The 16,411-nt window shown below is 74.1% G+C and carries 16 protein-coding genes; 12 read left to right on the top strand and 4 right to left on the bottom strand.

Annotated features, from left to right (window positions below; genetic code table 11):
- The first annotated feature begins 176 nt into the window (after positions 1-176).
- From CLV35_RS10210 to CLV35_RS10200, 3 genes are all read left to right on the top strand, one after another.
- Positions 177-725, top strand: coding sequence for a SigE family RNA polymerase sigma factor (locus CLV35_RS10210; RefSeq protein ID WP_121193346.1), 549 nt, complete (start codon positions 177-179; stop codon positions 723-725).
- Positions 725-2,143: a hypothetical protein gene (locus tag CLV35_RS10205; protein WP_121193345.1), complete on the top strand. Its 1,419-nt coding sequence runs from the start codon at positions 725-727 to the stop codon at positions 2,141-2,143. The genes CLV35_RS10210 and CLV35_RS10205 overlap by 1 nt, the downstream gene beginning before the upstream one ends.
- An 86-nt stretch (positions 2,144-2,229) precedes the next feature.
- Entirely contained in the window at positions 2,230-2,979 is a 750-nt protein-coding gene (locus tag CLV35_RS10200) for a GntR family transcriptional regulator (protein ID WP_121193526.1), read from the top strand.
- A 247-nt stretch (positions 2,980-3,226) separates the two neighbouring features.
- Here CLV35_RS10200 and CLV35_RS10195 read toward each other — a convergent pair whose 3' ends face one another.
- Entirely contained in the window at positions 3,227-4,051 is an 825-nt protein-coding gene (locus tag CLV35_RS10195; RefSeq protein WP_121193344.1) for a YdcF family protein, read from the bottom strand.
- Between the two features lie 205 nt (positions 4,052-4,256).
- Between CLV35_RS10195 and CLV35_RS10190 the strand changes: the two genes are divergently transcribed.
- The 3 genes from CLV35_RS10190 (at position 4,257) to CLV35_RS10180 (ending at position 8,455) form a co-directional block, all read left to right on the top strand.
- A complete protein-coding gene (locus tag CLV35_RS10190) occupies positions 4,257-5,078 on the top strand; it encodes a hypothetical protein (RefSeq protein WP_121193343.1) in 822 nt (273 codons plus the stop codon).
- Between the two features lie 223 nt (positions 5,079-5,301).
- Positions 5,302-8,004 carry a LuxR C-terminal-related transcriptional regulator gene (locus CLV35_RS10185; RefSeq protein WP_147431928.1) on the top strand — a complete coding sequence of 901 codons (2,703 nt, stop codon included), beginning with the start codon at positions 5,302-5,304 and terminating at the stop codon, positions 8,002-8,004.
- 4 nt (positions 8,005-8,008) lie between these two features.
- On the top strand, positions 8,009-8,455 hold the full coding sequence (locus tag CLV35_RS10180; RefSeq protein ID WP_183061906.1) for a globin domain-containing protein: 447 nt from the start codon (positions 8,009-8,011) through the stop codon (positions 8,453-8,455).
- Here CLV35_RS10180 and CLV35_RS10175 read toward each other — a convergent pair.
- Positions 8,434-8,910, bottom strand: a complete 477-nt coding sequence (locus CLV35_RS10175; RefSeq protein ID WP_183061905.1) for a MarR family winged helix-turn-helix transcriptional regulator — start codon at positions 8,908-8,910, stop codon at positions 8,434-8,436. The genes CLV35_RS10180 and CLV35_RS10175 overlap by 22 nt on opposite strands.
- Positions 8,911-8,941: 31 nt before the next feature.
- On the opposite strand from CLV35_RS10175, the gene CLV35_RS10170 reads away from it, so the two are divergent.
- On the top strand, positions 8,942-9,364 hold the full coding sequence (locus tag CLV35_RS10170; protein ID WP_121193339.1) for a nuclear transport factor 2 family protein: 423 nt from the start codon (positions 8,942-8,944) through the stop codon (positions 9,362-9,364).
- Positions 9,361-10,521, top strand: a complete 1,161-nt coding sequence (locus tag CLV35_RS10165) for an epoxide hydrolase family protein (protein WP_121193338.1) — start codon at positions 9,361-9,363, stop codon at positions 10,519-10,521. The genes CLV35_RS10170 and CLV35_RS10165 overlap by 4 nt, the downstream gene beginning before the upstream one ends.
- Positions 10,522-10,580: 59 nt before the next feature.
- On the opposite strand, the gene CLV35_RS10160 is transcribed toward CLV35_RS10165, so the two are convergent.
- On the bottom strand, positions 10,581-12,638 hold the full coding sequence (locus CLV35_RS10160) for an Ig-like domain-containing protein (RefSeq protein WP_121193337.1): 2,058 nt from the start codon (positions 12,636-12,638) through the stop codon (positions 10,581-10,583).
- 232 nt (positions 12,639-12,870) lie between these two features.
- Between CLV35_RS10160 and CLV35_RS10150 the strand changes: the two genes are divergently transcribed.
- Complete coding sequence (locus CLV35_RS10150; RefSeq protein ID WP_121193335.1) at positions 12,871-13,797, top strand: alpha/beta fold hydrolase; 927 nt, start codon at positions 12,871-12,873, stop codon at positions 13,795-13,797.
- Positions 13,798-13,818: 21 nt separating this feature from the next.
- Here CLV35_RS10150 and CLV35_RS10145 read toward each other — a convergent pair whose 3' ends face one another.
- Entirely contained in the window at positions 13,819-14,700 is an 882-nt protein-coding gene (locus CLV35_RS10145) for an SDR family oxidoreductase (protein WP_121193334.1), read from the bottom strand.
- Positions 14,701-14,808: 108 nt separating this feature from the next.
- Here CLV35_RS10145 and CLV35_RS10140 point away from each other — a divergent pair, with 108 nt between their 5' ends.
- From CLV35_RS10140 to CLV35_RS20040, 3 genes are all read left to right on the top strand, one after another.
- Complete coding sequence (locus tag CLV35_RS10140) at positions 14,809-15,435, top strand: TetR/AcrR family transcriptional regulator (RefSeq protein WP_183061904.1); 627 nt, start codon at positions 14,809-14,811, stop codon at positions 15,433-15,435.
- A 361-nt stretch (positions 15,436-15,796) separates the two neighbouring features.
- Positions 15,797-16,051 carry a DUF6458 family protein gene (locus CLV35_RS10135; RefSeq protein ID WP_121193525.1) on the top strand — a complete coding sequence of 85 codons (255 nt, stop codon included), beginning with the start codon at positions 15,797-15,799 and terminating at the stop codon, positions 16,049-16,051.
- A gap of 45 nt (positions 16,052-16,096) precedes the next feature.
- On the top strand, positions 16,097-16,261 hold the full coding sequence (locus tag CLV35_RS20040) for a hypothetical protein (RefSeq protein ID WP_183061903.1): 165 nt from the start codon (positions 16,097-16,099) through the stop codon (positions 16,259-16,261).
- Positions 16,262-16,411 lie beyond the last annotated feature (150 nt).

Here is a 16,411-nt window from a genome sequence, read left to right as displayed (position 1 = left end):
ACGACCCGCACACCGTAGCCACCGCCCGCCGTGCCCGCCGCCGCGCTCAGCGCCGCCGGCTCGCGGCTGTCGGTCTGGGCGCTAGGGCCCTGACAGTCACGAGCCGCACTCCGGACGCTGGAGCAGTGGTACTCAGTGGCATGCATGCACACGACAGATGAGGGAGTTGCCAGGTCATGCGTGAGCCAGTCGGGTTCCGCGCTTTCGTCGAGGCGCGCTACCCCTCGCTGGTCCGGTTCGGGACGCTGCTCACGGGCGATCCGGGCCGCGGTGAGGACCTCGTGCAGGAGGCGCTCGTGAAGACGCTCCACGCCTGGGACCGGCTGCACAGCGACGCCGTCGACGACGCGCGCCCGGTGCGGCCCGACGGCACCGACGGCGGGCCCGAGGCCTACACCCGCAAGGTCATGACGCACGCCGCCTGGCGCGCGGGCAAGCGGCGGTGGTGGGGCGAGCGGCCCACGGACGAGCTGCCTGAGCACGCGGCGCCCGACGCCTACGCGCAGTCCGACACCGCCGATGCGGTGCGCCGCGCGCTCGCCGCCCTGCCCGCGCAGCAGCGCGTCGTGCTCGTGCTGCGGTTCTGGGGCGACTACACCGAGGCGCAGATCGCCGACGCGCTGGACATCTCCTCCGGCACCGTGAAGAGCCGGACCAGCCGCGGCATCGCCGCGCTGCGGGCGACGGGCTGGCTCGACGAGGCGGTCGTGGGAGGTGGCAGCTGATGCATGACGACGAGAGCATGGTCGCCCTGCTGCACCTGGCGGTCGACGACGTCGTGCCCCGCACCCCTCGGCCCACCGACGCGGTCCTCGCGCGCGCCGCGCGGACCCCGTGGGGCCGCGTCTCCGCTGCGGCCTCCCGGGCCCGGCGCCTGCTCGCCGGGGTCCTGGTGGTGGGAGCCGTGGGAGGAGGCGCGTACGTCGCCGCGGCGCACGGCGGCGGTGACGACCAGCCCGCGCCCGAGCCGCTCGTCCTGTCCGTGCGGCTGCCCGCCGGCTGGGCGTGGGGTCCTGACGGGACCACGCTGCGCTGCGGCGCCACGGTGCAGCCGCGCACCGTCTACCGCGACGCGGTGCTCGACGACGTGCTCGACTGCGGCGACGAGCCGGTGCGGGGAGGCCCTGCGGTGCTGCTCGGCACGGTCGCCGGTGACCTGCGCGAGGCGCTCGCCGCGCGCGGCACCTCCACCGTCGTGGCCGGGCTGCCGGCCTGGGCGGCCGCCGCCGACGCGGAGGTCGGCGTGGGCGCGTACGCCGTGGCCGGCACGTCGACGGGGCTCGCCGTCGTCGGGCCGCACGGCGACGACGACGCGGCTGTGGCCGCCGCGCTGCAGGGCGAGGACGTCTTCACCGTCCCGCGGGCGGCCCATGACCTGCTCGCCGGCGTGAGCGCCTCGGGCGACGCGCCGGACTCGCTGCAGCTGCCGGAGTCTCCGGCGCAGGTGGCCCTGCTGCCCTCGGGCGCCGACAGTGCCGGTGGTGCGGGGGGCACGGTGTCGCGCCAGGCCGAGATGGCGCGGGTCGTCCGCGCCCTCGCCCCGGTGCGCGGCGAGCCGTGCGGGCCCGCGGCCTCGGCCCGCACGCTGTTCGTCCGCGGCAGCGCCGGGGCGTGGGTACGCGTCGACGTCCTCCGCGACCGGGCGGGCTGCCGCACGGCGGTCTCGGAGGCCGGCGGCTCGGCACGCCTCGCGGGCGACCCCGTGGCGGCCGCCGTGGCCGGTGCCGACCCCGTCGAGCCGCTGGTGCTCTCGTCGCAGCTGGTGTCCCGCGGCGGGCTGGCTGTGCAGGTGCCCCGAGGGTGGGACGTCGCGCGCGGACCGGTGTTCGACCCGTGCACCGCTCGGCGGGCGGCGGTCGTCCTGGCCGACGCCGTGCGTCCGTCCTGCAGCAGCCCGCGGCCGCAGGTGCCCTACGCGTGGCTGCCGCCGCAGACCGTGCGGCTCCGGGCGGTCGGGACCCCCGTCCGCGGCACGGGGACCGGCGGCGTGCGGGTGCGCTGGGTGGACGCCCTCGCCACCACGGGCGGCGAGGACGTCGTGGCCCGGCTCGGCACGGTGGCTGGGGTCGCCGGCCGTGCCCTGCTCGTGGGGGTCCCCGACGCCCAGCTGCCGGTGGTGCAACGCGGCCTGGGGACGCGGTGACCTCCTGGGCCCGCCCTCCGACGTCGCTGCCGGGCCCGCGCGCGGGACTACTGTGGCCCCGTGCAGTGCGGGCGGGCGGGGCGTCGGTGAGCGAGAGCTTCGCGCCGCGCTACCACCAGATCGAGCAGTCGCTGCGGGCTCGTATCTCCTCGTTGCCCGCGCACGCGCTGCTGCCGTCGGAAGCCGCGCTGTGCGAGGAGTTCTCGGTCAGCCGCATGACGGTGCGCGCCGCCATGCAGCGCCTCGAGGCCGACGACCTGGTCTACCGGCAGCCCGGCCGCGGCACCTTCGTCGCCGAGGCGCAGCCGCACCGGCAGGTGTCGCGGCTGCGCGGCTTCAGCGCCGAGATGCGACGCCGGGGCCTCGAGCCCTCGTCGCGCGTGCTGACGGCGCACGTGCGACCCGCGACCGACGACGAGCGGGCCGACCTGCGCCTGCGTGCACGGGCCGAGGTCGTCGAGCTCCGGCGCATCCGCGTCGCGTCCGGACAGCCGATCGCCGACGAGCACACGGTGCTGCCCGCCGACATGGCGCCTGTCCTGGACGCCGACCTGGCCGGCGGCTCGCTCCACGAGCAGCTGCGTGCGCTCGGGCGGACCGCGACGAGCGGCACCTGCAACATCCGTGCGGAGGCGGCGGACCGGACCACCGCGCGCGAGCTCGGGCTGCGTACCGGATCTCCTGTGCTCGTGGAGGAGCGCCTGATCCTCGACCAGGACGGCGTACCTCTCGAGCGCACCGCGACCCGCTACGCGGCGGACCGCTACGCGCTCGAGGCGTCCTTCACCGTCGAGCCCCCGGCACCCGTCCGCCGCGGTCGTCGCCAGCCCAGCTGAGCAACGTGCCACCGGTCTGAGCACCCGTTGCTCAGGACGTGCGCCGCCCGCCGGCGCGACAGTCGTGGCACTGGCCGGCCGTCCGAGGCCGCGCCGCACCCGACTGGAGACACGACATGCTCGACCTGCTCCTCCTCCTCGTCAGCGCCGTACTCCTCTGCGCGTCCGGACGCACCCCGACGTCCGGGTCCGCACACCCGAGCGCGCACGACGCCGGCACGTTCGCCCGGCTGCTGGCGAGGGCGCGCTAAGGGCTCGTGCACCCGGCGGCAGGTGCCGTCGCTCCCCGCGGCCGGAGACCGCGGCCCAGGACGCCGGCCGACGCGAGGACGTCGGCCGGGACCTCGACGGCGACGCAGAAACCCTTGCCGCGCGGGCCGTAGCCGTGCTCGTCGTCACGGAGGCGCTGGACCTCTCCGAGGAGCAGTCCCGTGAAGCGTTCCCACGTCCAGGTCGGTGGTCCTGCGCTGCACGAGCGGATGCCGGGCACGAACGGTGCCCAGCTCGCCAGCCGAGCGGCTGCCGGCCAGTGGAGCTCGAAGGTCGCGTGGGTGCGCCGCTGCATGGTGGGGTCCTGCTCGAGCAGGACCGAGCGGTGCGCCAGACGTCTCGCCCGCACGGTTGCCAGGGCGAAGGCGGCGTTCTCGCCGGTGTTCGTCGACCGCTCCTCCAGCACCAGCGCCGCCGCGGGGACGCCCAGCTCGCGCAGCAGACCGCCGAGCACGGCGGCCTCGCTCGGTCCTCCGACGACCGCCGAGCGGCCGCGCAGCTGCGCCGCGCGCTCGCGCAGCGCCGCCGTCGAGTGGCCGACCCCGCCTGTGACGACGATGCAGCCGACGCGTCCGGCGTGCCAGGCAGCTGCCGACAGCTGGACCGACTGCAGCACAGCACTTCCGGCCAGGACCAGGAGGTTGACGTCACCTCCGCGGCCCGGACCGGGAGGGTCGCGTCGCGCGAGCCAGCCCGCGATCCGCTCGGCCGCCGCGACCGTCTCCTCCGTGGTGCCGTCGGGAGCGCGCACCCATCCCTCCGGTGACAGCGACGCCTGCAGGGCAGGAAAGCGGTCGATCATCGGGATCCTCCTGCGTCAGTGGCGATTCGCACTTGACGCGGCCACCGTAGGAGCGCAACAGTACGAATGTCTAGCCAACTAGATGTCCGTCATCGCAGTGCTCGAAGAAGGTGCTGCAGTGGTGGAACCTGCCGAAGAGCCAGTGCCTTCTAGCGGTCGTGGCTCGCTGCACACAGGGTGCGGCAGCACGTCCGAGGAGCGAGAGATGAACGAGAACGTCCAGACCCCTTCCGCCTGCGGCGCGGAGCGCGTCACCGGCCGGCGCCGGGTCCTGGCCGCAGCGCTGGGTGGCCTGGCCGCCGTGGCGGTGGCCGCACCGCTCGTCCCCGCCGAGGCGGCGACGACCGCGGCTGCCCACTCCGCGACGGCGCAGGCGCAGCCCAGCGCGAAGGCGGTCGTCGAGGCCCTGGCCGCCCAGGGGCTCGACGTGCGCCATGCGCGCGACGAGGGTCCGCGCACGATCGTGCGCGGTGGTGCGTGCGTCGAGCTGAAGTCGCTCGGCTGCGAGCAGATGGTCTCGACCGAGGACGCCTCGGTCATGGTCTTCACCACTCGCGCGGCCGCGGCCGCCTACGTCGGTGGTGCCGACGACGAGGCTGCGCGCGTGGGCCGGGTGGTCCTCTCCTACGGGAGCCCCACCCGGGTGGTCCCCTCGCGTCGACCGGCCTACGAGAAGGCGCTCGTCGCCTTCCTGCGCGAGACGCCGACGGCCGAGGACGCGGTGCGCATCACGGTGCAGCTCGCCTCGGAGGGCCTGCTCATGCGCCACGCGCACGACGAGGGCCCCGGTGGCATCCGCCGCGGTCGGGCGAGCGAGATCCCCGGCGCCGTCGACATGGTGGCGACCGACGGTCCGGCGGTCATCCGCTTCCGCACGACGCGCGCTGCGGCGACCTACGTGGGGAACGCCGACGACGCCGCGACCCGGGTGGGCACCTACGTCCTGTCCTTCGGTGCCCCGTCGCGGGTGGCGACGGCCCAGCAGCCGGCGTACGTCTCCGCGCTGAGCACCGTCCTGGCCGGGTGACCGGCGGGCGGGACCCGCACGAGGCATGGCGCCGGCGGGGGGAGCCGCGCCATGCTTGGCCAGGGAGACCGGGGGTGGCTGTGAGGAGTCCTGTGCACGTCGTCCGTGCGCCGAGGCCCGGAGGGGGGTCCTCGGCGGTCGCGCGGCCGGCGCCGTGCAGGAGGAGCAGCAGGGAGCCGGGCAGCGCGACGTGGTGCTGCCGCGCCGAGGGGAGCGGAGCACGGTGAGCACGACCTTCGCGGTGCGGGAGCCGGCGAGCGCGCTGGCCTGGCCGCTGGTGGCGCGGCACGCCGAGCTCGAGGGCGCCCTGGCGGCGCTGCAGGACCGGCGCATGCGCGGCTGGGTGGCGGCGGGCCCTCCGGGGGTCGGCAAGACCCGTCTGGCCGAGGAGGTGCTGGGCGCGGCGGCGAAGCACGGCTACCGCACCGCCCGCGTCACCGCCTCCCGGTCGTCGTCGCAGCTGCCGTTCGGGTCGGTGGCCCACCTGCTCCCGGCGGAGGCCCGCGGCGTCGAGGACCCGGTCACCGTCTTCGACGTCGTGCTGCGCTCCGTGCGCGAGCAGGTGTCGGCGCGCGGCGGGTCCCGTTCGGTGGTGCTGGTCGACGACCTGCACCTGCTCGACGGCACGAGCGCGACGATGATCCTGCGGCTGCTCGACGAGGGGCTGGTCTTCCTGCTGGCGACCGTGCGCTCGTCGGAGCCGGTCGACGAGGCGGTGTCGGCGCTCTGGCGCGGTGACGGCGTCCGCCGGGTCGACCTCGGCGACCTGCCGCGCCGCGCGGTGCAGACGCTGATGCACCTCTCGCTGCGCGGACCGGTCGACGCCGGTGCCGCCGACGACGTGTGGGAGACCTCGCGGGGCAACCCGCTCTACGTCCGCGAGCTCGTCCTCGGCGCGCTCGACTCCGGCGCGCTGCAGCAGGTCGGCGGTGCGTGGCGGCTCGTGGCTCCGCTGAGCCCGACGCCCCGTCTCGTGGAGGTCGTGGCGGCGCGCCTCGACGCGGTGCCCGACGCCGGTCGCCGCGCACTCGAGCTGCTCGCCGTCGCCGAGCCCGTCTCGCTCGACGACCTGCTCGCGGCGTCGGCCCGTCCTGGCAGCGACCCGCTCGAGGTCATGCAGTGCCTCGAGGCCCTCGAGCGGGCGGGCACGGTGCGCTCGTTCCTCGACGGGCGCCGGACGACCGTCCGGCTCGCGCACCCGCTCTACGGCGAGGTCCTGCGGGCGCAGCTGCCGGAGCTCGCCCGCCGGCGGGCCGGGCTGGTGCTCTCCGGCCGGGTCAAGGCCTACGGCGCCCGCCGCTACGAGGACCCCTTGCGCATCGCGACGATGCAGCTCGACGCCACAGGCACCGCCGACACCGAGCTGCTGGTGCGCGGCGCCCGGCTGGCGCGCCACGGCTACGACCTCCTGCGCGTCGCCCGGCTGGCCCGCGCGGCCCTGGCGCAGCAGGACCGGCTCGACGCGCGGCTGCTCCTCGGCGAGGCGCTCTACGAGCTCGGCGAGTTCGACGAGGCCGAGCAGGTCCTCGACGCCGCTCTGGACGCCACGACCGACGACGTGGCCCTCGTCCGCGTCGCCTCCGTGCGCACCGCGCTCGAGCTGACCGGCCGCAACCGGCCCCCGGAGGCGCTGCGGGTGGTGCAGCAGGCGGCGTCCCGGGCGCGGACGGAGCCGGCCCTGCACGCCCTGCGGGCGCTGGAGGCGCTGGTGCTCGGCTTCGCCGGCCGCGCCGCGGACGCGGTGGCGCTGGCCGACGCGGTCGTCGGCGACGGCACGCCGTCCCGCGCCGCGATGGTGGCGTCCTGGGCCCGGGCGACCGGGCTGACGCTGCTCGGCCGGGCCGAGATCGCGGTCGACGCCGCTCGCCGGGGATTCGCGATGCACGAGGCGCTGCCCGAGGTGCTGGCCGTCTACCACGTGTCCGTGCACTTGTCGGCCGAGTCGTTCGCCCTGCAGGAGTGCGGTCGGCTCGCCGAGGCGCTGGAGGTCGCCGAGCGGGGGTACGCGCTGGCCACCCGCGACCGCTCGCCCTGGGTGCGCACGCGGCTGGCCCGGATGGCCGGGCGCGCGGCGGTGCTCGCCGGCCAGCCGCGTACCGCCGTGCGCTGGTACGTCGAGGGCCTGTCCGTCGCGCGCGCCCACGGTCACGACGCGGCCCGCAAGATGCTGCTCGACCAGAAGGCGCTCGCGCACGCGCTGCTCGGCGAGCTCGACGAGGCCGAGCGGGCGCTGGCCGAGAGCGCCGGCATCGAGGTCTCGGCCGTCGTCTACCCGGAGCACTGCCTGGGGCAGGCGTGGACGCTGGCCGGCCGCGGCCACCTCGGCGCCGCCCACCGGGTGCTCGAGGAGGGGGCGGCGCGCGCCGCGTCCGCGGGTGACGTCAGCTCCGAGCGACGGCTCCTGCACGACCGGGCGCGGCTCGGCGAGGCGGGCGCGGTCGCCGACCGCCTGGAGGAGCTGCGCCGGCCCGACGGCGGACCGCTCGCCGACGCGTACGCGCTGCACGCCCGCGCCCTGCGCGACGGCGACCCGACCAGCCTGGCGGAGGTCGCCGCCTCCTTCGAGCGGCTGGGCTGCACCCTGCTCGCCGCCGAGGCGTGGACGTCCGTGGCCGCTGCCTTGCGGCGTCGCGGGTCCGCCCGCGAGGGCGCGCGGGCCGCGGTGACGGCGAAGGCGCTGGTCGAGAGGTGCGAGGGTGCCGTCACACCCGCGCTGCGTGCCGTGGACGCGGTGGTCCCGCTGACGCGCCGCGAGCGCGAGGTGGCCTCGCTGGCAGCGACCGGCCTGTCCAGCAAGGACGTCGCCGACCGGCTGGTGCTCTCGGTGCGCACCGTCGACAACCACCTGCAGGCGGTCTACGCGAAGCTCGGCGTCAGCAGCCGTGCCGACCTGGCGCGAGCGCTGCGGCCCGGCGGCGGAGGATGACCCCGTGACCCCCGAGCAGGTCGACGTCGTCGACCGCACCCTCGCTGCCCTCCGGGCGCCCGACGCCTTCGCCGCCGACTTCTACCGGCGGCTGTTCGCGGCTGCACCTGGCCTGCGTCCGCTGTTCCCGCCCTCGCTGGAGGAGCAGCAGCGCAAGTTCGCCGCCATGCTCGTCGAGATCGCCGCCGGCATCCGCGAACACGACGACTTCCTCGAGCGGTGCGCGGACCTCGGGGCGCGTCACGCGGGCTACGGCGTGCGCGTCGAGCACTACGAGATCGTCGGTGACGCGCTGCTCGCTGCGCTAGCGGGGGCTCCCGGCGTCCACTGGGACGACGAGGTGCAGGAGGCGTGGCAGGCCGCCTACGCCCTCATCAGCGACGTCATGATGGGCGCGCAGTCGGCGGCCCTGCCGGTCAGCTCCACGGGTCAGCCCAGCCGCCCGTCCTGAGGAGCCACCGTGCGCCGCTCGACCTGCTCCCGGATCCCGAGGACGTCCAGAGCCGCGACGAGCACGGCGTGCGCCGCCGCCAGCTCGTCGGTGCCCACCTCCCCGGCGACCCGCGCGTCGATGTCGGCTCGCACGGCTCTGGCCCGGTGCACCGCCTCCCGTCCACGGGTCGTGAGCCGCACGGGGCGGCTCCGTCGGTCGGCGTCGTCCGCGACGAGCTCGACGTGCCCGAGGGCCATCAGCTCCTTGAGGACCTTGGACACCGCCTGCTGCGAGACGCCCAGCTCTGCCGCGACCTGCGTGGCGGTGGCGGGCCCCACGAGAAGTCGCTGCACGACGTAGCCGTGACCTCGACGCAGCCCGGTGCCGTCGAGGGCGCGCAGGACGGCGTCGTCCACCGCGGCGCCCAGGAGGGACAGCAACGTCGCCAGACCCAGGGTCGTCTCTCGCTCCACAGCACAACCATAGTTGTGTATCGTCGCGTCCATGACCAACTCCACCGCCACTGAGGTCGAGTCCGTCGTCCTCCGCTACTTCGCCACCGTCTCCGACCTGGGGTCGAGCGCGGACGACCTGCTGGCGCTCGTCGCGCCGGGGCTGCGCGTCGTCGAGCACCCGAACCCGATCACCCCGCGCGGCGCCGTGCGCGACCTCGAGCAGACGCTGCAGGGACTCCGAGCCGGCAAGGCGCTGCTGCGCGAGCAGGTCTTCGACGTCCACGAGGTGCTCACGTGCTCGGACCGCGCCGCGGTGCGCGCGACCTGGCGCGGAGTCGTCGGCGTGGACGCCGGGCCCTACCGCGCCGGCCAGGAGCTGGTCGCGCACGTCGCCGCAGTGCTGACCGTGCAGGACGGTCGGGTCGTCGACCACGAGACGTTCGACTGCTACGAGCCCGTGGGCGCGCAGTGAGCGGCGCGGGGGAGTCGACGGTCGAGCCGTTTCCCATTCAGGTGCCGGAGAGCTCCCTCGAGGAGCTCGCCGGACGCCTGCGAGGTACGCGGTGGGCTGACCTACCCGCCGACCCCACGTGGTCCCTGGGCGCCGACCCCGCCTACCTGCGCGAGCTGGTCGACTACTGGGTCGACGGGTTCGACTGGCGCGCCCAGGAGGCGGCGCTGGGCGCGCGCCACCGCGTACGCGTGCGCATCGGCGACCTGCGCATCCACGCGGTGCACGTGCGCGCGGCTGCCGGTGCGCCGCGTCCGCTGCCGCTCGTGCTGTGCCACGGGTGGCCTGACTCGTCCTGGCGCTACGAGAAGGTCCTCGACCTGCTCACCGACCCGGGCGCACACGGCGGTGACCCGGCCGACGCGTTCGACGTCGTGGTGCCCGACATGCCGGGCTACGGCTGGTCGGACGCGCCTGGCGCACCGCTCGACTCGATCGCCGTCGCGGGGCTGTGGGCGCGGCTCATGACCGCCCTGGGCTACGAGCGGTTCGGCGCCGTCGGCGGCGACATCGGCAGTGGTGTCAGCCGCTACCTCGCCCTCGATAACCCCGACCGGGTCGTGGCCGTCCACCGCACCGACGCCGGCTTGCCCGTCCCGGGCTCGCACGCCGACCTCTCCGAGGAGGAGCAGGCGTGGCTCCAGCGCGTGGCCGCCTGGGGTGCGAGCGAGGGCGCCTACGCGGCCATGCACCGCACGAAGCCCGACACCGCCGCTCTCGGGCTCACCGACTCGCCCGTCGGGCTGGCCGCGTGGATCGTGGAGAAGCTGCGAGCCTGGAGCGACTGCGGCGGGGACGTCGAGACGCGGTTCACCAAGGACGAGATCCTCACGAACGTCGCGACCTACTGGCACACCCGGACCATCGGCCCTTCCATGCGCATGTACGCGGAGAACGCCGCCATCCCGGTCGAGCAGCACGCGCGCCGCGTCGAGGTCCCCTCAGGCTTCGCGCTCTTCCCCGGTGACATCCTGCGGCCGCCGCAAGCCTGGCTGGAGCGCACCACGAACCTGGTCCGGCTCACCGAACCTGCGGCTGGCGGGCACTTCGCGGCGTTCGAGGTGCCGGAGCTGTTCGCGGCCGAGCTGCGGGACTTCTTCCGCCCCTACCGGTCCTGACGTCGCCGCAGGCCTGTCGAGGGACGTCCCCTCGACAGGCCCGCACGAGCGCCCGGGCGTCAGGACTTCGTGTCGCCCTCCGCCGGGTTGAAGCCGGTGAGCACGTCCTTGCCCCCGCCGACGAGGGCGTAGAGGTCGGCTCCGGTGCCGCCCTTGAGCGTGTCGTCACCCTGTCCGCCGATGAGGATGTCGTTGCCGCCCGCACCGTCGAGCTTGTCCGCGCCGTTGCGGCCGGCGAGGATGTCGGTGCCGCTCGTGCCGGTGAGCGTGTCAGCACCGCTGCCCGAGTCGGCGCCCACCTTGAGGGTCACGAGGGTGCTCGCGCTGTGCGACCCGTCCGAGACGGTGACGGTGACTACCGCGGTGCCGGACTTGCCGCTCGTACGCTTCACCGCCACCGTGCGGTTCGCGCCCGAACCACTGAAGACCACGCCGCTGTTGGGGACGAGCGAGGTGTTCGAGCTGCTGGCCTTGAGTGTCAGGGCGGAGGTCGCGGTGTCCGCGTCCGACAGGACCAGCTTGAGGGTGGCCGTCAGCGCGTCCGCCGACACGCTGCCCCCGGCGGCGACCGTCACCTTGGGCGGCGCCGCGGCCGCGTGCACCGTGAGGCTCACGGTCGTCTCCGCCGAGGTGTAGACGCCGTTGGTGGCGCGGTAGGTGAAGCTGTCCTGGCCGGTGAACCCGGCGGCCGGGGAGTAGACGAAGCCACCGTGGTCACTCAGCTGGAGCGTCCCGTGGGCCGGCTGCTGCTGGAGGAACGCGCGGAGGGCGACGCCCTTGGGATCGGTGTCGTTGGCGAGCACGCCCGGGTCGGCCACCGTGAGCGTCTTGCCGGCCGTGGCGGTGTAGGCGTCGGGCGCAGCGACCGGAGCGGGGGACTGCACGACTGTGATGCTGACGGGCACCGGCGCCGACCGGACTCCGGACGCGTCGACGGCCGTGTAGGTGAACCAGTCGCTGCCGACGTAGCCGGCGTCAGGGACGTAGGAGAACGACCCGTCCGCCCCGAACGCCGCCAGCTTCCCGTGCCCGGGCGCGGTGACGACGACTGCGTCCCGCAGCCTGGCGCCCGCGACGTCGTGGTCGTTGGCGAGCACGCCGTAGGCAGCCGGCTCGGTCTTGGCCCCGCGGTTGGTCGTCTTGTAGGAGTCGGGAGTGCCCAGCGGGGCGGGCGGCATCTGCGGCACCCCTGCGACGGTCACGTCCACCGGGCCCTCGCCGTGCATCGCGGGGATCGGGCTGGTCGTGCCCGTCGCCGGGTCGACGCGGAGGACGTCCGTGCTGGTGGCGAGCAGCAGCTTGCCGGCCGCGTCGACGGCCAGCCCGGTGCCGGCCTGCGGCTGCACCACGGGCGTGCCCGTCATCGTGGTCAGCGTGATGCCGGGGCGGTCGACGCGCACCAGCCGTCCCGGTGCCGTCACCGTGGGCGCCAGGTGCGCCACCAGGTCCCCGTCGGGCAGGGCCGCGAGCGACTGGATGGGCCCGGCGAGCGTCGTGATGGTCGAGGCGGAGGCCGGCGAGTCGGTGATGCGGTCGATCTTCGAGTCGTGCGACACGACGAGCGAGCCGTCGCGCTGGGGCACGAGGTTGGGCGAGTGGTCGGCACTGCTCTTGCCGGAGAGCAGGGTCTCGCTCAGCCAGGTGCCACTGGCGCTGATGTGGGTGACGCGTTCGAGCTCGTCGCCCGGCCACCAGCTGCCGACCCAGAGGGAGCCGTCCGCTGCCACGGCGATGTCGTTGGCATCCGCTCCGCTGCCGTGGTAGAAGCGGGACTGCTGGCCCGTCAGGTGGTCGATCTTGACCAGATCGAGGTAGACGGTGTTGCCCTCGACCGACTCGCTCGTCACGTAGAGGTCGCCGTTGGCGGCGGAGGCGACGTGGGGGTCGAAGCCCAGGTAACCACCCCAGGTGATGTTCGAGCGGGCGCCGGTGACCGGGTCGATGCGGTCGACTCCGGTGATGAGGGTGCCGAAGAAGTCGTGCCATTCCGTGGTGACGATGATGTCGCCCGGCTGGACCGCGGCGGTGGCGGCGTGGGCCGGCGCGCCGGGCGTGGCAGTGACGGCTGCCGCGGCCAGGGCCGCGACGACGAGCCCGCTGAGGGCGGGTCTGCGCATGGTCTCTCCTCGAGATGTGGTTGCTGTCGAGGAGATGCTGGGCCCGAGCGGTGGGAGTTGACCTGAGTAGGCGGTGCTCACGTCTCGGTCTGCAGCTGCTCGGATGCCTCGTCGCCGGGTGGGACGCCTGGCGGCGCGGCTCCTGGCTCGGGCATGCTGGCGCACGTCGTGGCGGCCATCCAGGTGCCGGCCGAGTACCTGTAGAAGGGGGAGCAGTGCACCGGGTTGATGGATCGGGGGACAGCCAGGGCTGTCACGAGGCGCAGCAGGGGGAGCGGCCTCACTCCCGTCCTGGCCGCCACGTGCTCCTGGATGTCGATGGCGAGATCAGGCTAGTGGACCACGGTGGTCCGGTCGGTGCACCCGTCGTGCTGGCGATCCACGGTCTCGGTGGCTCGGCGAGCACTGGGACCTCGTGCTGCCACTGCTCACCGCGGGGGTGCGCACGGTCGCTCTGGACCTGCCCGCGCACGGCGGCAGCCGCCCAGGCGCCGGACCTACGCTCGACGACGCCCAGCGGGTGGTGGCCGCCGTCGCCGATTGGGCAGCGCTCCACCAGCCGGTCACGCTGCTCGCACACAGCTTCGGTGCCACCGTCGCCCTCCGGTGGGCTGCGACTGCGCCGCAGCGAGTGTCGCGCCTGCTCGTCCTGGCTCCCCCGGTGCCGCGGGCGGCCCACTACGACCTGGGCATCGCCGCGAAGCAGCTGCTGCTCCGCCTGCCGGGCGTGGAGGGTGTCGTCTCGCGCCAGCAGCGAGCGGCATCCCCGCGCGAGCTCGTAGACAGGCAGCTGCGCCAGGCGACCCCGCACCCGGAGCGGGTGCCGGAGAGCGCGGTGTCGGCGTCGGCTGACGACGTCGCGCTGTGCCGAAGCCGTGGGTGGGAGCCTGAGGCGCAGCACCAGCAGTGGCGCATGATCCTGGAGACGATGACGCTGCTGCGCGACGGCGCGGCCTATGCCCGGTCGCTGGCCGAGCTGGACGTCCCTGGCGGGTGGCTGCACGGAGACGCCGACCCGTTGTCGCGCCTGACCGCCGCCCGTCGGCTGGCCGATTCGCAGCCCCGCTGGCCGTTCCACGTGATCGGCGGCGCAGGTCACGTGCCTCACGTCGAGCGGCCCCGTGAGGTCGCGGCTGAGCTGGACCTCCTGCTCCGCTGACTCGCAGGGTTCCCCGCGAGATCAGGCTGTGTAGTAGCCCGCCTCCAGGTCCTCGAGGAGGGTCGGACCGGTCGGCTCCCAGCCCAGCAGCGCACGCGTGGCGGCGCTGGACGCCGGCTGGTCGCCGCCGAGGAGCGCGCCGAAGACGCCCAGCTGGTCGGGGTCGACCGGTGATGCCGGGAGGCCGGTCTTGCGTGCGATGACGTCGGCGACGTCGCGCATGCGTACGCCTTCCTCCGCGACCGCGTGCAGCACGGAGCCGGCGGGCGCCTGCTCGATCGCCAGCCGGAACAGCCGCCCGGCATCGCTGACGTGCACAGCGGGCCAGCGGTTCTGCCCGTCGCCGACGTAGGCAGCCGTGCCGAGCTGACGGTCCAGGCCGACCAGCACGGCGATGAGCCCGTTGCGGTCGCCCTGACCGTGGACCGTGCGCGGCAGGCGCACGAGCCCGGAGCGGATGCCCTTCTGCGAGAGGGCCAGCACTGCGTTGGCCGTGCGTGCGCGGGCGCCTGCGGGGCCCTCGGGATCCAGCGGATCGGTCTCGGTGGACAGGGTCCCCAGGTTGGTCGGCGTGCCGGAGGCGGCGAAGAACGCCTTTCCCGTGAACTGCAGGGCGGACGCGAGCTTCTCGAGCAGGCGCACCTCGTTGTCGATCGTCTCGTCGAACTCGGCGAAGTCGAGGGTGAACGCGAGGTGCGCGCTCGCGTCCGCGCGCACCGCCTGCGCGACGATGAGGTCGTGGTCGAGCATGTCGCCGAGCACCGGCGTCGCGCCGAGCGCGCGCAGCTTGTCGGCCGACGCGGTCGACCGGGCCAGCCCTGCCACCTCGTGACCTGCAGACACGAGCTCTCGTGTGAGGGCCGATCCGATCCACCCGGACGCCCCGGTGACGAAGACGCGCATGTCCAGCTCCTACCGTCGGTGGCTCGTGGGTTCGAGCCGTCGGTGATGTGACTCGGTCACATCGTACGACAGCGATGGGTCTCGGTCACATCACGTAGGCTGGTGCCTGTGGCCCGATGGCAGCCGGATGCGCGAGGCAGGTTGCTGCTGGCCGCCGTGGACCTGTTCACCGAGCAGGGCTATGACGCGACGACGGCCGCTCATATCGCCCAGCGCGCCGGGCTGACCAAGACGACTCTGTTCCGGCTGTTCGCGGACAAGCGCGAGATCCTCTTCCAAGGTCAGGCGGCGCAGGTGTCGACCGCAGCTGCGGGGGTGTCCTCGGCACCGGAGGGGGCCTCAGCCGTCGATCTGCTCCACTGCGGTCTGCAGGCGCTCTGCGCCGAGCACGTGCCCGAGCAGCAAGAACTCGGCCGGAGGATCAACTCCCTCATCGCCACGAGCGAGGAGTTGCAGGAGCGAGCCGCCTTCAAGCGCGCGACCATCGCTGCAGCGCTGTCGGCCGCGATGGCCGCGCGCCTCCAGGACCCGCGGCAGGCGGTGCCGCTGGCCGATGTCGGTGTACGCGCCTACTACGACGGCTTCGCGGCGTGGACCGACGCTCGACGCGCCGAGGGACTCGCGGAGGTCGTGCTCGACGAGCTCGACGGGCTGCTGAGCTCGCTCCGCTCGGCCTTGACCGGCGTGACGCCGTCCGCCGGGCAAGTCCGCCGTCGAGTCCGGTCGGTGCGATGAGGGCCGGGGGACCGAGCGTCGGGTGTTGCCGGCTCTGAGTTGTGCCTGCGCGTGCGGCTCGAGGGGATACGGCAATTCGGCAATTCGCCCATGACTTCCTGCCTCGCGGATCCGGGGCAGTTCTTCGATCGACGAGGCAGAGTCGATGAGTTCGCTTGAACCTGTCAAGAATGAGCCCGAGGGGATCACCCCTAGGGAGGGTTTATCTGCCTGGTCGGGACCCGTTCGGAAGCTGTTCTAGGGACCTGACCTGCGCAGATGCACGCAACGTGCTGAGGAAGTCACTGATCAAGGACGTGTTGGTCGTTGAGCCAGGGGTATCCACGTGTTGTTCCTTTCAACGACGAGCACGGAGGACGAGATGGGAATCGGCATCAGCATTCTGCTGATCGCAGCGGGGCTGATCCTGGCGCTGGCGGTCGACGCCACGGTCGCTGGGCTCGACATCCACACAGTGGGCTGGATCCTCGCCGCAGCCGGCGTCCTCGGCCTCGTGCTGGAGTTCGCGCTCTTCGCTCCGCGCCGCCGTGTCGCTGGCCCCGTCGTCGAGCGCGAGGTGGTTGCTCCCACGACCCGGACGGTCGTGGAGGAGCGCCAGGTGCCGCCCGCCTACTGACCGGCGCGCACACGTCCTTCCCCACCACTTACCCCGGAGGTCTCCATGGTCACCCTGCTCTACATCGTCGGCGTCATCCTCTTCATCCTCGGCATCATCGGCTTCTTCACGCACGCCGTGGGCCTGGGCGTCGGCGCGATCATCGTCGGCGCGGTCATCATCCTGGTGTGCAAGTTCGTCGTCGGCCCGCGCGGCGGAGCGACGATCTAGCCAGGTAGCACCCGCAGCAGGTCACTGCAGCGAGGGCCGCTCCGCGAGGGGCGGCCCTCGCTGCGTACCTGCGCTGTCGCGGCGGCGAGGAGGAGTGGTGCGCTGCGAGGTCGCGACACCCGGTATGCTTGTCAGGCGCCGTTGCGGTGG

Origin of the sequence: Motilibacter peucedani (assembly GCF_003634695.1) — a bacterium.
Taxonomy (GTDB): domain Bacteria; phylum Actinomycetota; class Actinomycetes; order Motilibacterales; family Motilibacteraceae; genus Motilibacter; species Motilibacter peucedani.
The sequence above is the reverse complement of the archived record's forward strand: the minus strand, read 5'-3'. Positions and strand labels throughout refer to the sequence as shown.

Bases quoted from the DNA above. Each gene is read 5' to 3' on its own strand.
- CLV35_RS10210 (WP_121193346.1), top strand. From the start codon at position 177: ATGCGTGAGCCAGTCGGGTTCCGCGCTTTCGTCGAGGCGCGCTACCCC.
- CLV35_RS10205 (WP_121193345.1), top strand. From the start codon at position 725: ATGCATGACGACGAGAGCATGGTCGCCCTGCTGCACCTGGCGGTCGAC.
- CLV35_RS10195 (WP_121193344.1), bottom strand. From the start codon at position 4,051: ATGATCGACCGCTTTCCTGCCCTGCAGGCGTCGCTGTCACCGGAGGGA.
- CLV35_RS10190 (WP_121193343.1), top strand. From the start codon at position 4,257: ATGAACGAGAACGTCCAGACCCCTTCCGCCTGCGGCGCGGAGCGCGTC.
- CLV35_RS10170 (WP_121193339.1), top strand. From the start codon at position 8,942: ATGACCAACTCCACCGCCACTGAGGTCGAGTCCGTCGTCCTCCGCTAC.
- CLV35_RS10160 (WP_121193337.1), bottom strand. From the start codon at position 12,638: ATGCGCAGACCCGCCCTCAGCGGGCTCGTCGTCGCGGCCCTGGCCGCG.
- CLV35_RS10145 (WP_121193334.1), bottom strand. From the start codon at position 14,700: ATGCGCGTCTTCGTCACCGGGGCGTCCGGGTGGATCGGATCGGCCCTC.
- CLV35_RS10135 (WP_121193525.1), top strand. From the start codon at position 15,797: ATGGGAATCGGCATCAGCATTCTGCTGATCGCAGCGGGGCTGATCCTG.
- CLV35_RS20040 (WP_183061903.1), top strand. From the start codon at position 16,097: ATGGTCACCCTGCTCTACATCGTCGGCGTCATCCTCTTCATCCTCGGC.